Source organism: Aliiroseovarius sp. PTFE2010 (assembly GCF_049943335.1).
Taxonomy (GTDB): domain Bacteria; phylum Pseudomonadota; class Alphaproteobacteria; order Rhodobacterales; family Rhodobacteraceae; genus JBNFVY01.
This window is the reverse complement of sequence record NZ_JBNFVY010000004.1, coordinates 260,726-276,324: the sequence shown is the minus strand read 5'-3', so window position 1 is coordinate 276,324 and position 15,599 is coordinate 260,726. Positions and strand designations below refer to the sequence as shown.

19 protein-coding genes are annotated in these 15,599 nt (G+C 61.1%); all 19 read left to right on the top strand.

Annotation, left to right across the window (positions count from 1 at the left end; genetic code table 11):
* The first annotated feature begins 105 nt into the window (after positions 1-105).
* The 19 genes from ACP2AV_RS09400 to ACP2AV_RS09310 all read left to right on the top strand — a co-directional run bounded on the left by ACP2AV_RS09400 (position 106) and on the right by ACP2AV_RS09310 (position 15,589).
* Positions 106-354 (top strand): hypothetical protein, encoded by a 249-nt coding sequence (locus ACP2AV_RS09400; protein WP_426372420.1) that lies wholly within the window; start codon positions 106-108, stop codon positions 352-354.
* The gene (locus tag ACP2AV_RS09395) at positions 354-2,231 is read left to right on the top strand and encodes an acetyl/propionyl/methylcrotonyl-CoA carboxylase subunit alpha (RefSeq protein ID WP_426372419.1); all 1,878 of its coding nucleotides are present in this window, start codon (positions 354-356) and stop codon (positions 2,229-2,231) included. The genes ACP2AV_RS09400 and ACP2AV_RS09395 overlap by 1 nt, the downstream gene beginning before the upstream one ends.
* On the top strand, positions 2,228-2,890 hold the full coding sequence (locus tag ACP2AV_RS09390; RefSeq protein WP_426372418.1) for a glutathione S-transferase family protein: 663 nt from the start codon (positions 2,228-2,230) through the stop codon (positions 2,888-2,890). The genes ACP2AV_RS09395 and ACP2AV_RS09390 overlap by 4 nt, the downstream gene beginning before the upstream one ends.
* Positions 2,887-3,738 carry a hydroxymethylglutaryl-CoA lyase gene (locus ACP2AV_RS09385; RefSeq protein ID WP_426372417.1) on the top strand — a complete coding sequence of 284 codons (852 nt, stop codon included), beginning with the start codon at positions 2,887-2,889 and terminating at the stop codon, positions 3,736-3,738. The genes ACP2AV_RS09390 and ACP2AV_RS09385 overlap by 4 nt, the downstream gene beginning before the upstream one ends.
* 394 nt (positions 3,739-4,132) lie before the next feature.
* On the top strand, positions 4,133-4,498 hold the full coding sequence (locus tag ACP2AV_RS09380) for an NADH-quinone oxidoreductase subunit A (protein WP_426372416.1): 366 nt from the start codon (positions 4,133-4,135) through the stop codon (positions 4,496-4,498).
* Positions 4,498-5,037, top strand: a complete 540-nt coding sequence (locus ACP2AV_RS09375; protein WP_426372486.1) for a NuoB/complex I 20 kDa subunit family protein — start codon at positions 4,498-4,500, stop codon at positions 5,035-5,037. Before ACP2AV_RS09380 ends, ACP2AV_RS09375 begins: the two co-directional genes overlap by 1 nt.
* Before the next feature lie 5 nt (positions 5,038-5,042).
* Positions 5,043-5,645, top strand: a complete 603-nt coding sequence (locus ACP2AV_RS09370) for an NADH-quinone oxidoreductase subunit C (RefSeq protein WP_426372415.1) — start codon at positions 5,043-5,045, stop codon at positions 5,643-5,645.
* Positions 5,646-6,542: a sulfotransferase gene (locus tag ACP2AV_RS09365; RefSeq protein ID WP_426372414.1), complete on the top strand. Its 897-nt coding sequence runs from the start codon at positions 5,646-5,648 to the stop codon at positions 6,540-6,542. It abuts the gene before it with no gap.
* Positions 6,543-6,545: 3 nt separating this feature from the next.
* Positions 6,546-7,760, top strand: coding sequence for an NADH-quinone oxidoreductase subunit D (locus ACP2AV_RS09360; RefSeq protein ID WP_426372413.1), 1,215 nt, complete (start codon positions 6,546-6,548; stop codon positions 7,758-7,760).
* A gap of 28 nt (positions 7,761-7,788) precedes the next feature.
* On the top strand, positions 7,789-8,052 hold the full coding sequence (locus tag ACP2AV_RS09355; RefSeq protein ID WP_426372412.1) for a hypothetical protein: 264 nt from the start codon (positions 7,789-7,791) through the stop codon (positions 8,050-8,052).
* On the top strand, positions 8,052-9,215 hold the full coding sequence (locus tag ACP2AV_RS09350; RefSeq protein WP_426372411.1) for an NADH-quinone oxidoreductase subunit E: 1,164 nt from the start codon (positions 8,052-8,054) through the stop codon (positions 9,213-9,215). Before ACP2AV_RS09355 ends, ACP2AV_RS09350 begins: the two co-directional genes overlap by 1 nt.
* 41 nt (positions 9,216-9,256) lie before the next feature.
* Entirely contained in the window at positions 9,257-10,150 is an 894-nt protein-coding gene (locus ACP2AV_RS09345; RefSeq protein ID WP_426372410.1) for a hypothetical protein, read from the top strand.
* Positions 10,151-10,160: 10 nt separating this feature from the next.
* Complete coding sequence (locus ACP2AV_RS09340; RefSeq protein ID WP_426372409.1) at positions 10,161-10,379, top strand: DUF5337 domain-containing protein; 219 nt, start codon at positions 10,161-10,163, stop codon at positions 10,377-10,379.
* Positions 10,380-10,390: 11 nt separating this feature from the next.
* Entirely contained in the window at positions 10,391-11,689 is a 1,299-nt protein-coding gene (gene nuoF, locus ACP2AV_RS09335; RefSeq protein WP_426372408.1) for an NADH-quinone oxidoreductase subunit NuoF, read from the top strand.
* A 3-nt stretch (positions 11,690-11,692) separates the two neighbouring features.
* On the top strand, positions 11,693-12,193 hold the full coding sequence (locus ACP2AV_RS09330) for a DUF3291 domain-containing protein (RefSeq protein WP_426372407.1): 501 nt from the start codon (positions 11,693-11,695) through the stop codon (positions 12,191-12,193).
* A 143-nt stretch (positions 12,194-12,336) separates the two neighbouring features.
* Positions 12,337-12,750: a DUF5333 domain-containing protein gene (locus ACP2AV_RS09325; RefSeq protein WP_426372406.1), complete on the top strand. Its 414-nt coding sequence runs from the start codon at positions 12,337-12,339 to the stop codon at positions 12,748-12,750.
* An 11-nt stretch (positions 12,751-12,761) separates the two neighbouring features.
* Positions 12,762-13,148: a DUF5333 family protein gene (locus ACP2AV_RS09320; RefSeq protein WP_426372405.1), complete on the top strand. Its 387-nt coding sequence runs from the start codon at positions 12,762-12,764 to the stop codon at positions 13,146-13,148.
* A 12-nt stretch (positions 13,149-13,160) separates the two neighbouring features.
* Positions 13,161-15,182: an NADH-quinone oxidoreductase subunit NuoG gene (gene nuoG, locus ACP2AV_RS09315; RefSeq protein WP_426372404.1), complete on the top strand. Its 2,022-nt coding sequence runs from the start codon at positions 13,161-13,163 to the stop codon at positions 15,180-15,182.
* Entirely contained in the window at positions 15,179-15,589 is a 411-nt protein-coding gene (locus tag ACP2AV_RS09310; protein ID WP_426372403.1) for a hypothetical protein, read from the top strand. The genes nuoG and ACP2AV_RS09310 overlap by 4 nt, the downstream gene beginning before the upstream one ends.
* The last annotated feature ends 10 nt before the right edge of the window (positions 15,590-15,599 follow it).

The following is a 15,599-nucleotide window of genomic DNA, read 5'->3' as shown; positions in this document are numbered from 1 at the left end:
GCGCAAGCCGGGCGGCGAAACGCTATTCGTTGTGCCCGATTTTATCCTGATCCCGAACGGCTCTGCGAGCCGCTTGCAAGGATCGCGGACGCCGGGGTGCGCGCCATGATCACCCCGCGTTCCGCAAAGCGTTTGGCTGTGAAACTGCCCATCTTGTCGGCCCCCTTGGCCGATGACGCCGTCACCAAGGCCGCCAGATTGGCGGCTCTGGGCGATAGGCCCACGGACGGGGCAGGCGCCAGCGTGGATGCAGGCATCACCGCGATCCAGGCCATGCAACCGGCCGCGCAAATCACCCAACACATGTCACACCAGGGCGCAGACCTGATGAACGGCGGCTGGAGGAGGCCCTGATGTTCCATAAGATACTGATTGCCAACCGAGGCGAAATCGCCGTGCGGATCGCCCGGACCGCGCGTAAAATGGGCGTGGCCACTGTTGCGGTCTATTCCGACGCGGATGCGGGCGCGGCCCATGTCGCGGCCTGTGACGAGTCGGTGCATATTGGCGGACCTCAACCTGCCGACAGCTACCTGCGCGGCGATGTCATCATCGCGGCGGCGCTCGAACGGGGCGCTCAGGCCATTCACCCCGGCTATGGCTTTCTTTCCGAAAACCCGGATTTCGTCGATGCCGTCGAGGCGGCGGGCCTGACATTTATCGGACCGTCAGCTGATGCGATCCGGGCCATGGGGCTGAAGGATGCGGCCAAGGCTTTGATGGAAAAGGCGGGCGTGCCGGTTGTGCCGGGCTATCACGGCGACGAACAACACCCCAAATTGCTGGCGGGCGAAGCAGACCAGATCGGTTACCCGGTCTTGATCAAGGCGGTGGCCGGCGGCGGCGGCAAAGGCATGCGCCTGATCGAGCGGCCAGAGGATTTTGCCGACGGGTTGGCTTCGGCACAACGCGAGGCGCAAGCCGCCTTTGGCAATCCCGCGGTGCTGGTCGAAAAATACATCCTCAAACCGCGCCATATCGAAGTGCAGGTCTTTGGCGATGGAACAGATGCGGTGCACCTGTTCGAACGCGATTGCTCGCTTCAGCGCCGCCACCAGAAGGTCATCGAAGAAGCCCCCGCGCCGGGCATGACAGATGAAATGCGCACCGCAATGGGGCAAGCCGCGGTGCGCGCGGCAAAGACGATCGGGTACAAGGGCGCCGGCACGGTCGAGTTCATCGTGGCCGGGGCGGACGGACTGCGCCCGGACGGCTTTTGGTTCATGGAAATGAACACGCGCCTGCAGGTCGAACACCCTGTAACCGAAGCGATCACGGGGGTCGATCTGGTCGAATGGCAATTGCGCGTTGCTGCGGGCGAACCTCTGCCCGCCGCCCAAGGCGATCTGCACATCACCGGCCACGCTTTCGAAGCGCGGCTCTATGCCGAGGACGCCGCGAACGATTTTCTGCCCGCCACCGGATCGCTGGATTTGCTTCGCTTTCCCAAGCAGGCCCGGATCGACAGCGGCGTGCGCGAGGGCGATGTGATCAGCCCGTTTTATGATCCGATGATTGCCAAGATCACCACCCACGGACCCACCCGCGAGATTGCACTTTCTCAACTCACGCGCGCGCTTGAGGGCACTGATGTGGGCGGAACTGTCACAAACCTTGCATTTCTTCGAAACCTGACCCTGCATGACGGCTTTGCTGGTGGCGACGTGGACACGGGCCTGATCGAGCGTGACGGCAGCCAGCTGACGCAAGTTCCCGAGCCACCGGACGCAGCTGTGGCAGCGGGCGCATTGGCCGCCGCCGCGCCTGCGGATGACGGGTTCACGCTCTGGTCGCCGCTGCGCCGGACAGTTTCGCTTGAGCGAAACGACCCCATCGACGTCGTGCTGGAAATCACCCCGTCCGGGACAACGGCACAGATCGGTGATCGGCAAGTCCAACCGGCAGGATATCCGACATTTCTGCGCGGTCGGCAGGTGCATGTCTGTGGCCCTGTCACGTGGAGTTTTTCCATCATCGACCCGCTGGACGTGGTCAGCGAAGGCGCGGCCGGCAATGTCATCACGGCGCCGATGCCCGGGCTGGTGCGCGACATTTTCGTCGAGCCGGGCGCTAGCGTGGCCAAAGGCGAACGGCTGGCCATTCTGGAAGCAATGAAGATGGAGCATGCCCTGTTGGCAGCGCGCGATGGCACCGTGTCCGAAGTGCTTGCGCAGGCGGGCGATCAAGTGGAAGCTGGCGCTGCGCTAATCGCCTTGGAGGAGGAAGAATGAAGACGCCAATTTTGCACCATGTGCCCGCTGCGCGCGGATTTAGAATTCTGTGGCTGCTGCATGAAATGGGCATCAAGCCTGATCTGAAATTATACCGGATCTCTGACGGATCTTTGCGCGACCCCGAATTTCTGGGCGTGTCGCCTGCGGGCCGGGTGCCGGCGCTGGAAATTGATGGCACCACCATCTACGAAAGCGGCGCGATTACCGAATATCTGTGCGAAACGCGCGCCGAACACGGGCTTGGTCGGGCGCCCGGCGATCCCGAACGCATCCCCTTTCTTGAGGCGCTGCATTTTGCCGAAACTCAGGCCTGCATCCTTGCAAACCTCAATTTGCAATGGATTTTCTTGCGCCCGGTCGAGGCGCGCTCACCTGCGTTGCTGAAAATCGAAGCCGCCCGCCTGGCTGCAACGCTCAAGCCGCTGGAACGCTTGCTTGGGGATCGCGAATTTATTCTGGAAAGCGGCTTTTCCGGCGCTGACACCATGTTGGGGTATAACCTCATGGCTGCGCCGTATTTCGTTCGCTTCGACAAATTCCCCAACCTTCGCGCCTACTGGGACCGCATGCAGGCGCGCCCGGCGTTCCAGGCGGCCAAAGAGCAGGACGGTCCGCAGGAATTCTACACCCAGGACTTCTATGAAGTGAGCCAATGAACGTTGAAATTTTTGAAGTCGGCCCGCGCGACGGGCTGCAGAATGAAAAAGCGCGCATCCCTACGCAGGCCAAGATCGCGTTGGTCGATTGCCTGTCGCGTGCTGGTTTCCGACGAATCGAGGTGGCCAGTTTCGTCAGCCCCAAGTGGGTGCCGCAGATGGCCGATAGCGGCGACGTTCTGCAGGGCATCAAGCGTGCACAGGGGGTCAGCTATGCGGCGCTGACCCCGAACACCACCGGGTTCGAGCGGGCAGTGGATGCCGGCGCGGACGAGATCGCGATTTTCGCGTCTGCCTCGGAAGGATTTTCCAAGGCGAACATCAATTGCACCATCGCTGAAAGCCTGGACCGCTTCCGCCCCGTGATGGATCAGGCAAACGCCGCAAACATCCGGGTGCGCGGTTATATTTCCTGCGTTACCGATTGCCCTTTCGATGGGCCGACCCCGCCGGAAAAGGTGGCCGAGGTTGCCGCCTTGCTCTACGGCATGGGCTGCTACGAGATTTCGCTGGGCGAAACGATTGGCCAGGCCACGCCAGATAGCACGGCCGCGATGCTCGATGCGGTGCTTGATGCCGTCCCGGCCGAGGATCTGGCCGGCCATTACCACGATACCGCCGGGCGCGCGTTGGACAATATCGAAGCGTCTTTGGAAAAGGGCCTTCGTGTGTTCGATGCGGCCGTAGGCGGTTTGGGCGGTTGCCCCTATGCGCCGGGGGCTGCCGGTAACGTGGCCACCGAAGCGGTGCACGCGCGGCTCAGCGAACTGGGCTACGACACCGGGCTAGATGCCGACATATTGGCCGAAGCGGCCGCGATGGCCCAGTCCATGCGCAGTCAGGCCTGAGGTTTGAATCGATCCGTCTGGCCCCGATCCGCACGGGGCGGGGCAGGCGGGCCGGTCTGGCGCATGGGTCATGGGGGATGATGGCTGCTCTGGCGCCATTTCAGACCAACGCCATCCCATCGTTCCTTATGCACAGGCGACGGGCCACGGCGGCGATGCAGATGCGCCCGCCTGACGCGCCCGGCACCGGCCTGTCTGCCGATCAAAAACAGGTCGCTGTGGTGAATATTTGGCCAGTACACCCAATTCAGACACGCCATTGCATACAAAGTAATTTTTGCCCCGACACTTAAATGGTTTTGGGCACGCCCGTTGGTTGACGCTTTCGACCAGCGGCGCTAAACCAGCCAACGAGCCACACACATGCGCCGCGCGCGCGTGAAAGGAGCCACCCTTGGAAGAAATGCTTCGGGAATATCTCCCAATCCTCGTCCTGCTTGGTGTGGGTGCCGCACTTGGTATCGTATTTATCGTTGCTGCACTGATCCTCGCTGTCCGCAACCCCGACGCGGAAAAGGTGTCAGCCTACGAATGCGGATTCAACGCATTTGATGACGCGCGGATGAAATTCGACGTCCGGTTCTACCTGGTGGCGATCCTGTTCATCATCTTCGATCTGGAAATCGCTTTCTTGTTCCCTTGGGCCGTGGCCTTCAAGGATGTCGGCCTGGTCGGGTTCTGGTCGATGATGGTGTTCCTGGGCGTGCTGACCATCGGGTTCGCCTATGAATGGAAGAAGGGGGCGCTGGAATGGGAGTGATGAGCGAGGGCGTTCAGACCGGCGCCAACACCGCCGGCGCCGACCGCGAGGTCGCCACCCAGTCTCTGAACCAGGAACTGCAGGACAAGGGCTTTTTGCTGACCTCGACCGAGGACATTATCAACTGGGCCCGTACCGGCAGCTTGCACTGGATGACCTTCGGGTTGGCATGCTGCGCCGTGGAAATGATGCAGGTTTCCATGCCGCGTTACGATCTGGAACGCTTTGGCACCGCACCGCGCGCATCCCCGCGCCAGTCGGACCTGATGATCGTTGCCGGCACCCTGACGAACAAGATGGCCCCCGCATTGCGCAAGGTCTACGACCAGATGCCCGAGCCGCGCTATGTGATTTCGATGGGGTCCTGTGCCAACGGCGGCGGCTATTACCACTACAGCTATTCGGTGGTGCGCGGCTGTGACCGCGTCGTACCTGTGGATGTTTATGTGCCCGGATGCCCGCCAACGGCCGAGGCGCTGCTTTACGGCATCCTTCAGCTGCAAAAGAAAATCCGCCGTACCGGCACCATCGCGAGGTAACGCCCATGAGCGAAGCACTGGAGCAGCTTGGCGCGCATATTGAGCTCAAGCGTCCCGATTGCGTGGCCAGCTACGAGGTAACGTTCGGCGAATTGACGGTCAACGTGGCCCCGGGCCAGATAGAGGGGTTCGTTGATTTCCTGCGCACCGATCCGACCTGCAAATTTTCGACCCTGATCGACATTACTGCAGTGGACCATCCGGCACGGGCCGCGCGGTTCGACGTGGTTTACCATTTCCTGTCGATGTACCAGAACCAGCGCATCCGCCTGAAGTTGCCGGTGCGCGAAGACGATATGGTGCCCTCGATCACTTCGATCCATCCGTCTGCCAACTGGTTCGAACGCGAAGTGTTCGACATGTTCGGCATTCTCTTTTCCGGCCACCCGGATCTGCGCCGCATCCTGACCGACTATGGGTTTCGCGGCCATCCTCTGCGCAAGGATTTTCCGACCACGGGATATGTCGAAGTGCGCTACGACGAAGTGCAAAAGCGCGTCGTTTACGAACCGGTCAAGCTGGTTCAGGAATACCGCCAGTTCGATTTCATGAGCCCGTGGGAAGGCGCGGAATACATCCTGCCCGGCGACGAGAAGAAAGAGGTCTAAGTGGCAACCGAGCCGACAATCATGATCTGCGCAGGCGCGACCAAAGCGGGGACCACCTCGCTTTATCGCTATTTGCACGATCACGCCGATTGTCATCTGCGCTCGGTCAAGGAAATTCACTACTTCGACACGGTCGAATTCGACGATTACGACCATCAGTTGGGCACGCTGGGGCGGCTGCGCCAGGATCGCGTTGCCAAACAGGATCGCTGCCGCGACGCGGGCGAGGATTGGCGGGTCAGAAACCTGGACCGGCAGATCAAGGACGTGGACGATCTGGTTACATTGCTGCAACTGGGTGACGACGGCGATGCGGCCTATCTGGACTACCTGATGGACGGGGCGGGGGACGCAAAGCTGGTGGGCGATATTACGCCTGGCTATGCGCTGTTGTCGCAAGCGCGCATGGCGCGGATTGCTGCCTTGTCGCCTCATGTGCGTTTCGTGTTCCTGATGCGCGACCCGATCGAGCGGCTTTGGAGCCACGTGCGTATGCAGGCTGTGCGCAACTGTCAGCCGGGTGAAGAAGTGCCGCTGAAGGCCAAGCGCATCTTGAACCGAACCGTGAAAAAGGACATGGAACGCCATATCGCCAAGCGCGGCGATTACGCCGCGATCCTGGACAAGCTGCGCCAGGCAGTCCCCAGCGACCGCCTGTTCGTCGGGTTTTCCGAAGAGGTGCTGCAGGGCGACGGGCTGAAGCGCCTGTGCGATTTTCTTGCGATCGGCTATGTCCCGGTCGAACTCATGCCCCATGTTCACAAGGGCGAACCGTTAAAACTGAATGATCGGCAGCGGCGCGATGCGGCAGAATTTCTGGCCCCGCAATACGCCTATGCCGAACAGCATTATGGCCCACTGCCAGATGCGTGGCAGGCCAATCTGGCGAGGATCTGAGCGATGGACGGCAACTTCAACGATGCCCAGACGGGCGAACAGAAGATCCGCAATTTCAACATCAACTTCGGGCCTCAACACCCGGCGGCGCACGGTGTGCTGCGCCTTGTGCTTGAACTGGATGGCGAAATCGTCACCCGGTGCGATCCGCATATCGGGCTGCTGCACCGGGGCACCGAAAAGCTGATGGAAAGCCGGACGTACCTGCAGAACCTGCCCTATCTGGACCGGCTGGACTACGTCGCGCCGATGAACCAGGAGCATGCGTGGTGCATGGCCATCGAAAAGCTCTGCGGAATCGAGGTGCCGCGCCGCGCCAGCCTGATCCGCGTGCTCTATTCGGAAATCGGGCGGGTTTTGAACCACCTGCTGAACGTCACGACGCAGGCAATGGACGTCGGCGCCCTGACGCCGCCGGTCTGGGGCTTTGAAGAGCGTGAAAAGCTGATGATCTTTTACGAACGGGCCTGCGGTGCACGCCTGCACGCGGCCTATTTCCGCCCTGGCGGTGTGCATCAGGACCTGCCGCCAGCGCTGCTGGATGACATTGAACAATGGGCACATGAATTCCCTGAAAAGCTCGACGATCTGGACACGCTGCTGACGGAAAACCGCATCTTCAAGCAGCGGAACGTGGATATTGGCGTGGTCTCGGAAGAAGATATCCAGAATTGGGCGTTTTCGGGCGTGATGGTGCGCGGCTCTGGCTTGGCCTGGGACTTGCGCCGGGCCCAGCCCTATGAATGCTACGATGAATTCGATTTCCAGATCGCGATTGGCAAGAACGGCGACTGTTATGACCGCTATTTGTGCCGCATGGCCGAAATGCGCGAATCGACCAAGATCATCCTTCAGGCCATCGAAAAGTTGCGCGCGCCCGAAGGGCAGGGCGACATTCTGGCCCGCGGCAAGGTCACGCCCCCCAAGCGCAGCGAAATGAAGACATCGATGGAAGCGCTGATCCATCATTTCAAGCTTTACACCGAAGGGTTCCACGTTCCCGAGGGCGAGGTTTATGCCGCCGTCGAAGCGCCCAAAGGCGAATTCGGCGTGTATCTTGTGGCTGACGGCACCAACAAACCCTACCGCGCCAAGCTGCGTGCACCGGGCTACCCGCATCTGCAGGCAATGGACTACGTGGCTGGTGGCCACCAATTGGCTGACGTTGCCGCGATCATCGGCACGATGGACATCGTGTTCGGGGAGGTCGACCGGTGATCCGATGCGTTTGGCAGGAGCAATTTGCATGAGCTTGGCCCTGGCAATTCCGGCGCAAGCCGCCAGCTACGCACCGACGGTGCAGGCCGGCTCGCTTGAGGATAAAATGGTCCGCTTTCTTGAGCGCAACGACTGCCGCGCGAGCGAGGGGGCGGTATTTTTCGAACTGATGTCGCAGGGCGCAACGCTGCCCGGCGCGCAGGAAATCTTGCAAATCTGGACCGACGAAGGGTGGCTTCGCCCGACGACCAACGACAATTACACGCTTTCGGGCGTGGGGAAGTGTAGATAATGCTCCGCCGTCTGTATCACGATCAGCCCGCCCGTTTCGCGTTTACACCCGCCAACCAGGAATGGGCCGAGGCGCAGATTACGAAATACCCCGAAGGCCGCCAACAATCCGCGATCATCCCGCTGTTGTGGCGCGCGCAAGAGCAAGAGGGTTGGCTGACCCGCCCGGCCATCGAAAGCATCGCCGATCTGCTGGGCATGCCCTATATTCGTGCGCTTGAGGTGGCGACATTCTACTTTATGTTCCAACTGCAACCGGTTGGAAGCATTGCGCATATCCAGATTTGCGGCACCACGTCCTGCATGATTTGCGGCGCCGAAGATCTGATCGCCGTGTGCAAGGACAAGATCGCCGCCAACCCGCATGATCTGTCCCCCGACGGCAAGTTCAGTTGGGAAGAGGTCGAATGTCTGGGGGCCTGCGCCAATGCGCCAATGGCCCAAATCGGCAAGGATTATTACGAAGATCTGACCGCCGAACGCCTGGCCGAGATGCTGGATGAATTGGCGGCAGGCAAGGTGCCCACGCCAGGTCCGCAGAACGGGCGCTATGCGTCCGAGCCGCTGTCGGGCCTGACGTCGCTGACCGAATTTGACAGCGGCAAGACCCAGTACAATGCCAGCGCGCAACGTGCGACGGATATTGGCGACACGATCAAGCGGATTGACGGCACCGAGGTGCCTTTGCTGACCCCTTGGCAGGGAAAACCAAAGGGAAAAGCCACGTCCAAGCCCGCCTCGGAGCCGCGCCCGGCGAAAGGTGCGCCGGCCGATGCAACCGGCGTGACCGAGCAACAGGCGAAAAGCGGGTCCAAGGCCAAGCCGCGCTCAAAGACCGAGCCGAAAGGGTCAACGGGCGGGGCGGTCGAAACGCCCGCTGCGGGCCAGCAGAAAAAGCCACGCACCATGAAAGCGCCGCGCAAGTCGGGTGCGGACGATCTTAAAATGATCAAAGGCGTGGGCCCCAAGCTAGAGCAACTGCTGCATACCCTTGGTTTCTATCACTTTGACCAGATCGCGAAATGGAGCGCGGAAGAAGTTGCGTGGGTGGACGAGAACCTGGAAGGGTTCAAGGGCCGCGTAAGCCGTGACAATTGGGTCGATCAGGCGAAAATCCTTGCCGATGGCGGCGAGACTGAATTCTCTAAGCGTGCTAAGTACTGAACAGGACAAATCAAAAAGAACCTGGGACAGGGAGTTCAATGATGAGTGATAATCACACCGACAGCGTATGGCCCAAGATCATTCTTTGGGCCTGCATCGCTGGCGCCGTGGCGTTTTTGCTGCTGTTGTTCATGGCCGAATATACCGCGGTTGGCGCGTTGTTGCTTGGGGCGCTGGTGACGATCCTGGTGGCTATCCTGCTTTGGATCGGCTGGTACCCGTCGGGCGATAGCGTCGATGCTGTGCCAATGGCGCCCGCGCCCACGTCGACAAACCCTGATCCGGTGGCAACTCAGCCCACCGCGCCCGCCCAAGCCCCGCCCGCCCAAGATAGCACACCGTCATCAGATGACGCGCGCGTGAAAGCGGCGGCGGCGATGCCCCCCCCAGCGGCCCCACCGGCCCCGAGGGCTGAAATCAAGCCGTCCAAAGAATTGGCCGGCCAGACCGAGTTGTCGGAACGCAAGGGCGAGTGGAAATACGAGCCCCCCGCGAAAGCTGCAGGCGTGTCGTCGACCATGGCTTTGGCCGAAACCGCGAAAGAGCTCAGCAAGCCCGAGACTCAAGATGCCAGCAAACCTGCTAAAAAGCCCGCTGCCAAAAAACCGGCCGCCGAGAAACCTGCGCGCAAACCCGTAGCCAAGGACGGCAAGCCCGAACTGCTGGAAAAGGCACGCGCTGGCGGGCCCGACGATCTGAAACAGATCAAGGGCATTGGCCCGAAATTGGAAAGCGTCCTTCATGAAATGGGCATTTTCCACTTCGATCAGATCGCCAGCTGGCGCAAGAAGGAAGTCGAATGGGTGGACAATGCCCTGACCGGCGTGAACAAGGGGCGCCCGACTCGGGACGGCTGGGTTCAGCAAGCCAAGATTCTGGCCAAGGGCGGGCAGACGGAATTTTCGAAACGCGTCACTAAAGGCGGCGTGTATTGAGGACTGACTCGTGACCCCAGACGAAGAACATCGTCTCGCCCGCAAGGCCCGGATGGTCGGGATCGTCATCGCGGCGACGATGATCATCTGGCTGGGGGTCAATTTCGTGGGGCGGCAGATGGGCCTGGATGGATCCTACGCCCTGCTGTTCGACTTCGCGGCGCTGGCGGCCTTTGTCTGGGCGTTGGTGAACATCTATCAGATCTGGCGCGCACGCCAGGACAGTTGAGGACGTAGCACATGCTGAAAGATCAGGACCGGATCTTCACGAACCTTTACGGGATGCACGACCGCACCCTGGCTGGCGCCAAGGCGCGCGGTCACTGGGACGGCACGGCAGGCATCGTGGCGAAGGGGCGCGACTGGATCGTCGAGCAGATGAAGGCGTCGGGGCTGCGCGGGCGTGGCGGGGCAGGGTTCCCCACCGGTTTGAAGTGGTCTTTCATGCCCAAGGAAAGCGACGGGCGGCCATCGTATCTGGTGGTCAATGCCGACGAATCCGAACCGGGCACCTGCAAAGACCGTGAAATCATGCGTCACGATCCGCACACGCTGATCGAAGGCTGCCTGATCGCGTCTTTCGCGATGAATGCGCATACCTGCTACATCTATCTGCGCGGCGAATACATCCGCGAGCGCGAGGCGCTGCAGGCGGCGATTGACGAAGCTTACGACGCGGGGCTTTTGGGCAAGAACGCTGCCGGATCGGGCTGGGATTTCGACCTGTTCCTGCATCACGGGGCGGGGGCATATATCTGCGGCGAAGAAACTGCGTTGCTCGAAAGCCTGGAAGGCAAAAAGGGCATGCCGCGCATGAAGCCGCCGTTTCCGGCGGGGGCGGGGCTCTATGGCTGCCCGACCACGGTGAACAACGTGGAATCCATCGCCGTTGTGCCGACGATTTTGCGCCGTGGCCCCGATTGGTTCGCAGGCTTTGGCCGCCCGAACAACGCAGGCACCAAGCTGTTCGCAATCAGTGGCCACGTCAACAACCCCTGCGTGGTCGAAGAGGCCATGTCGATTTCCTTCGAAGAACTGATCGAGCGGCATTGCGGCGGCATTCGCGGCGGCTGGGACAATCTATTGGCGGTGATTCCGGGCGGATCGTCCGTGCCCTGTGTGCGCGGTGAAAACATGAAAGACGCCGTCATGGATTTCGATTACCTGCGCAATGATCTGCAGTCGGGTCTTGGCACGGCGGCCGTGATCGTGATGGATAAATCAACTGACATCATCAAGGCAATCTGGCGCCTGTCAAAATTCTACAAGCACGAAAGCTGCGGCCAGTGCACGCCGTGCCGCGAAGGCACCGGCTGGATGATGCGGGTGATGGATCGACTGGTCCGCGGCGAGGCCGAGATCGAGGAAATCGACATGCTCTTCGACGTGACCAAGCAGGTCGAAGGCCACACGATCTGTGCCTTGGGCGACGCAGCGGCGTGGCCGATCCAGGGCCTGATCCGCAATTTCCGTGACGAAATCGAAGACCGGATCAAGGCGCAGAAGACGGGCCGCATCGGCGCGATGGCCGCGGAGTAACCCATGCAGCCGAGCGGCCACCAACTTGCGCAATTGAACGTCGGGCGTCTTGTCGCGCCGACGGATGATCCGCGTCTGGCCGAATTCATGCAGAATCTTGACCGCATCAACGACATGGGCAAACGGATGCCGGGGTTCGTGTGGATGATGGAAGGCTCGGGCGCGCCGGGCACTGGCAACACCGACACCAAGATCGCGGGGGACCCGCAGTTCGTGGCGAACCTGACCGTCTGGCAGGACGTGCCCAGTCTGGAAAACTTTGTGTGGAACACGGTGCACAAGATATTCTACGGTCGCCGGCGTGACTGGTTCGACGTGTCGGGCCAACTGCATTTTGTGATGTGGTGGGTGCGCGAAGGTCACCGGCCCACGTTGGATGAGGCATTGGCGCGGCTGGAACATCTGCGCACGCATGGTGCCAGCGATTTCGCCTTTGATTGGGACTATGCCCGCGATGCCCAACTTTATACGGCACATCAATGCGTCACGGTGGCCGCAGAATGAGTGCCGTTATTGCATATCCGCGCGTCGCCGCGCAGCGTGCTGACGAATATGGGGACAGCAAATTGGACCGGGCTATCGTGGCCTGCGCAAAGACGCGACCAATCGCGCGGCGCGGGCGGGCAGCCCAACGGACAAGGATCACCATGACGTTGTCGAACGTGAAAACCGCGCTGTTGGCCGGCGCACTCGGTATGACAGCGGCCAGCGCGCACGCTCTGCCGCCACTGTCGTCGGACAAATACGTACACGATCAACTGCTCGCCGGGTTCATCGGCGACAAGATCGACCAACACTGCGACAAGATCGGGGCGCGCAAACTGGCGGCGCTGCGCAAATTGTATGTCCTGCGCGACTATGCCCGGGCCAAGGGGTATTCGGACGGGCAGATCAAGGCATTCATCGATGACAAGAACGAAAAAGCCAAACTGAACGCCGAAGCGGCGCGCTATCTGGCTGAGCGCGGTGCCAAGCCCGGCGCGCCCCAGAGCTATTGCGTCGTCGGTTATCAGGAAATTCAGGCCAACAGCCTGACCGGCCGATTGCTTTTTACCAAATGAGGACGCGCAGGATGAAACAGGCATTCTTTGCCCTGACGATGCTGGCCGCGACCCCTGCCATGGGCGCCGGTCTGGCCGAGGACCCGAAGTTCCTTGAAATCGTGAACCGCACTTTCGTGGTTGAGGCCGTCAAGCAAAGCTGTCCGTCGGTTGGTGTGCGCATGCTGCGCAGCCAGCGGATGATTGCCGACATGGCCGAATACGTGAGCGCGCAGGGATACTCGCAATCCGAAATGAAAGATGCGCTGGTTGATCCGGCCGCACAAGCAGGTCACATGGCCCGCGCTCAAGACTATATCCGATCAAAAGGCTACGATCTGTCCAAGCCTCAGTCCTATTGCGCCTTTGCAAAGGACGAGAAAAAGGCCCGGACCGAGATCGGCAAGCTATTCAAATAACAGGTGACGCGAATGGCAGATCTCCGCAAAATCATTATCGACGGGCAGGAAATCGAAGTCGATCCGGCGATGACCCTCATTCAGGCGTGCGAGCAGGTCGGTATCGAAGTGCCGCGCTTTTGCTATCATGAACGCCTGTCGATTGCGGGCAACTGCCGCATGTGCCTTGTCGAAGTGGTCGGCGGCCCGCCCAAGCCCGCCGCAAGCTGCGCGATGCAGGTCAAGGATCTGCGGCCCGGCCCCGAGGGGCAGCCGCCGGTCGTGAAAACCAACAGCCCGATGGTCAAGAAGGCCCGCGAGGGCGTGATGGAATTCCTGCTCATCAACCATCCGCTGGATTGCCCGATTTGCGATCAGGGCGGCGAATGTGACCTGCAGGACCAGGCCATGGCCTATGGTGTGGATTTCAGCCGTTTCCGCGAGCCCAAGCGCGCGGTCGAAGAGCTCAACCTTGGTCCGCTTGTCGAAACGCACATGACGCGCTGCATTTCGTGCACCCGCTGCGTGCGATTTACCACCGAGGTGGCCGGGATTACCCAGATGGGACAGACCGGCCGGGGCGAGGATGCCGAAATCACCAGCTATCTGAACCAGACGCTGAATTCGAACCTGCAGGGCAATATCATCGATCTGTGTCCCGTCGGCGCCCTGGTTTCGAAACCCTACGCCTTCACTGCCCGTCCTTGGGAACTGACGAAAACCGAAACCATCGATGTGATGGACGCGATTGGCAGCAACATCCGCGTCGATACCAAGGGGCGCGAAGTGATGCGCATTCTGCCCCGCAACCATGATGGCGTGAACGAAGAGTGGCTGAGCGACAAGTCGCGGTTTGTCTGGGACGGGCTGCGCCGCCAGCGTCTGGACCGCCCGTATATTCGCGAAAACGGCAAGCTGCGTCCGGCCAGCTGGGGCGAAGCCTTGGCCAAGGCGGCCTCGGCGATGACGGGCAAGAAAGTGGCCGCGTTGGTGGGGGATCTGGCCCCGGTTGAGGCGATTTATGCGCTGAAGCAATTGGTTGAAGGCCAAGGCGGGCGCATCGAATGCCGCACTGATGGCGCCAAGCTGCCCATCGGAAACCGCTCGGCCTATGTGGGGACTGCTCGGATCGAAGAGATCGACGACGCCCAGATGATCCAGTTGATCGGGACAGACCCGCGCAACGAAGCCCCGGTTTTGAACGCGCGTCTGCGCAAGGCGTGGATCAAGGGCGCGACCGTTGGCGTTGTGGGCGAAGATGTGGATCTGACCTTTGATACGGTCCATGTCGGCACCGACCGCGCGGCGGTGATCGATCTGGCCAAGAAAGACATTTCGCCAGACACGAAAGCCAAGAAATCCATGGTGATCGTGGGTCAAGGCGCGTTGAGCGAAGCTGATGGCGAAGCGGTCTTGAGCCAGGCGATGAAGCTGGCCGAGAACACAGGCGGCGGGTTCATGGTCTTGCACACTGCGGCCAGCCGCGTAGGTGCGATGGATGTGGGCGCGGTCTGTGAAGGTGGGCTGGATGCCTGTCTGGACGGGGCCGAAGTGGTCTATAACCTTGGCGCGGATGAGGTCGAAATCGCTGATGGCGCCTTTGTGATTTATCAGGGCAGCCATGGGGATCGCGGCGCGCACCGCGCTGACGTGATTCTGCCCGGCGCTGCATATACCGAAGAAAACGGTCTGTTCGTGAACACCGAAGGGCGCCCGCAACTGGCGTTGCGCGCGGCCTTTCCGCCGGGCGAGGCCAAGGAAAACTGGGCCATCGTGCGCGCGCTGTCGGCTGAACTGGGCGCCACGTTGCCCTATGACAGCATGGCTCAGTTGCGCCAGGCGCTGGTGGCGGACGTCCCGCATTTGGCGCAGATCGACGAGGTTCCGGAAAACCCCTGGAACCGTATTCCGCTGCAAAATCCAGCCAAGGCGACGATCCGTTATGCTGGCGGTGACCACTATCTGACCAACCCGATTGCGCGCGCCTCCGAGGTGATGGCCGAGTTGTCGGCGATGGCCAAGGCACGCACCGATGCGCCTTTGGCGGCCGAATGATCCGCAGCGCGATCTCTGTGGTGGCGGCCGTGGGGCTGTCGGCATGCGCGGCGTCGCAGGACCAACCGGTTCAGCGATCCGCGCCGATGGGCGATCGTGTCATCGAATACCTGGGGACCGAAGCGCTGTTGATGGGCCCCGATCTTGTGTCGATCCGGGCCGAATTGCGTGGAGACGAGGTGCGCGCAGCCGTCTCGCGCTATGTCGATTGCGCCGTGGCCCGCTATGCCGTTCAAAACGGTTACGGATTCGCCCGCCATATCCGGACAAATATAGCCAAAGAGGGTGGTGTTTGGCGCGCCGATGCTGTTTACAGCATCACATCAGCGCTGCCGCGCGGGCCACACACGATCGACGCGGAAGTCGTCGCGCAGGACTGCGCCGCAGAAGAAATACCGATGGTCTGAGGGCATGAGG

Bases quoted from the DNA above. Each gene is read 5' to 3' on its own strand.
- ACP2AV_RS09395 (WP_426372419.1), top strand. From the start codon at position 354: ATGTTCCATAAGATACTGATTGCCAACCGAGGCGAAATCGCCGTGCGG.
- nuoG (WP_426372404.1), top strand. From the start codon at position 13,161: ATGGCAGATCTCCGCAAAATCATTATCGACGGGCAGGAAATCGAAGTC.
- ACP2AV_RS09350 (WP_426372411.1), top strand. From the start codon at position 8,052: ATGCTCCGCCGTCTGTATCACGATCAGCCCGCCCGTTTCGCGTTTACA.
- ACP2AV_RS09330 (WP_426372407.1), top strand. From the start codon at position 11,693: ATGCAGCCGAGCGGCCACCAACTTGCGCAATTGAACGTCGGGCGTCTT.
- ACP2AV_RS09320 (WP_426372405.1), top strand. From the start codon at position 12,762: ATGAAACAGGCATTCTTTGCCCTGACGATGCTGGCCGCGACCCCTGCC.
- ACP2AV_RS09355 (WP_426372412.1), top strand. From the start codon at position 7,789: ATGAGCTTGGCCCTGGCAATTCCGGCGCAAGCCGCCAGCTACGCACCG.
- ACP2AV_RS09325 (WP_426372406.1), top strand. From the start codon at position 12,337: ATGACGTTGTCGAACGTGAAAACCGCGCTGTTGGCCGGCGCACTCGGT.
- ACP2AV_RS09345 (WP_426372410.1), top strand. From the start codon at position 9,257: ATGAGTGATAATCACACCGACAGCGTATGGCCCAAGATCATTCTTTGG.
- ACP2AV_RS09385 (WP_426372417.1), top strand. From the start codon at position 2,887: ATGAACGTTGAAATTTTTGAAGTCGGCCCGCGCGACGGGCTGCAGAAT.
- ACP2AV_RS09310 (WP_426372403.1), top strand. From the start codon at position 15,179: ATGATCCGCAGCGCGATCTCTGTGGTGGCGGCCGTGGGGCTGTCGGCA.
- ACP2AV_RS09390 (WP_426372418.1), top strand. From the start codon at position 2,228: ATGAAGACGCCAATTTTGCACCATGTGCCCGCTGCGCGCGGATTTAGA.
- ACP2AV_RS09360 (WP_426372413.1), top strand. From the start codon at position 6,546: ATGGACGGCAACTTCAACGATGCCCAGACGGGCGAACAGAAGATCCGC.
- ACP2AV_RS09375 (WP_426372486.1), top strand. From the start codon at position 4,498: ATGAGCGAGGGCGTTCAGACCGGCGCCAACACCGCCGGCGCCGACCGC.
- ACP2AV_RS09370 (WP_426372415.1), top strand. From the start codon at position 5,043: ATGAGCGAAGCACTGGAGCAGCTTGGCGCGCATATTGAGCTCAAGCGT.
- nuoF (WP_426372408.1), top strand. From the start codon at position 10,391: ATGCTGAAAGATCAGGACCGGATCTTCACGAACCTTTACGGGATGCAC.
- ACP2AV_RS09400 (WP_426372420.1), top strand. From the start codon at position 106: ATGATCACCCCGCGTTCCGCAAAGCGTTTGGCTGTGAAACTGCCCATC.